2 protein-coding genes are annotated in these 1,471 nt (G+C 66.9%); one reads left to right on the top strand and one right to left on the bottom strand.

The genetic code is table 11. The features are described from left to right. The first annotated feature begins 58 nt into the window (after nt 1–58). Complete coding sequence (locus DYI24_RS26490; RefSeq protein ID WP_164574441.1) at nt 59–268, top strand: hypothetical protein; 210 nt, start codon at nt 59–61, stop codon at nt 266–268. Between the two features lie 19 nt (nt 269–287). On the opposite strand, the gene DYI24_RS26495 is transcribed toward DYI24_RS26490, so the two are convergent. Further along, nucleotides 288–1,319 (bottom strand): patatin-like phospholipase family protein, encoded by a 1,032-nt coding sequence (locus DYI24_RS26495; RefSeq protein ID WP_164574442.1) that lies wholly within the window; start codon nt 1,317–1,319, stop codon nt 288–290. Nucleotides 1,320–1,471 lie beyond the last annotated feature (152 nt).

Genomic DNA, 1,471 nt, shown 5'->3' on the forward strand with positions numbered 1-1,471 from the left:
TGTGGTGGACGAAGCGCCCGCGCCGCGGGGGTGCTGTGGAAGCCGAAGGCTTCGCATCATGAGCGCGCTGCGACGGCAATGGCTGTGGCCGATCGTGTTGGCGCTCTCGACTGTGTTCGGATTGCTGGCGGCGCTGATCGGTGAGGGCGGGATTTGGCGCGGCCTATGTTGGATCGCGCTGGCCCTGCCGCTGGGCACGATCGTGCTGCATCTGGCGCGCGTTCGTCGCGGGCCGCCCTCGGCGGAGACGTCCCGCGATCTCGACTGATGGTCGGGCCCGCGCTTGCTCAGGTTTCGACCGGCACCGTCGCCTTGGGCTGCGGTGCGACCTCTTCGATCGCCTCGCGGATCGAATCGATGGCCCGCTCGGCGGCGCGGGCGCCGTGAGCGATGATCTCGTCGGCGCGGTGAAAGTCGAACCAGCCGATCCGACCCACCCGCGGCGAAATCAGCAGGTCGGGGGGATCGCCGGCGAGCCGCGCCCGGGTGATGCGGTCCTGCATGCTGTTGAAGGCGTCGGTCCTCACCTTGGAGATACCGGGGCGCTCCGGGCTGCCGAACAGCTCCTGTTTGACGAAGCGCTCAGGCGAGAAGAATCGCGTGAAGCCGCGTCTCTGTGCCGGAGGTTCCTCGGTTTCGGGTTCCACAACCGCGGCGGCGGCGCTGCCGTGCGAGAAGATCGTTGTGCCGTGGCCGAATACGTCACTGGACACGTTGGCGGCGATGACGATCTCGGCTCCGAGCGCCCGCGCGGCTGACACCGGCACTGGATTGACCAGCGCGCCGTCGACCAGCCAGCGATCGCCGATCAGCACCGGCGAAAAGATGCCGGGCAGGGCGTAGGAGGCGCGGACGGCGTCCACGATACGTCCATGGGTCAGCCAGATCTCGTGACCGGTCGCCACCTCGGTCGCGACGCTGGCGAATTTCTGGGTGAGATCCTGGATCAGAATCGGCCCGAGTGTGGCGTCGAGCTGCGCGGCGAGCTTGCTGCCGCCAATCAGGCCGGAGCCATTGAGCCGAATATCCAGATAGCCGAAGATGTTGCGGGGCTGCAGTCGTCGCGCCCACTCTTCGAGGGTGTCGAGATGACCGGACACATAGGCGCCGCCCACCACCGCACCGATCGAGGTCCCGACCACGACGTCGGGCGTGATGCCATGCGACAGCAGCGTGCGCAGGATGCCGATATGGGCAAAGCCACGCGCCGCGCCGCCGCCGAGCGCCAGCCCGATGATCGGCCGGCGAATGGTGTCGAGGCCGACCTTGTCCGCTGCCGGCGGGTTTGCGTGCCCGCGTCCGATCAGATTCTCCAGCACGGTGGTCTCCTCAACTCGTCAGCCACAGCAGATGTGACGGCCCGGTCTCGACTCGCGTTTTCGGATCGTGCCACATCGCTTCAAATGCATGATTAATGCCTTGGGCGGCCGGGACTAGGGGAAAATCGTGACGCAATCACGAACAACACGCC

It is taken from the genome of Rhodopseudomonas sp. BR0C11 (assembly GCF_010820945.1).
GTDB lineage: Bacteria > Pseudomonadota > Alphaproteobacteria > Rhizobiales > Xanthobacteraceae > Rhodopseudomonas > Rhodopseudomonas palustris_H.

Bases quoted from the DNA above. Each gene is read 5' to 3' on its own strand.
- DYI24_RS26490 (WP_164574441.1), top strand. From the start codon at position 59: ATGAGCGCGCTGCGACGGCAATGGCTGTGGCCGATCGTGTTGGCGCTC.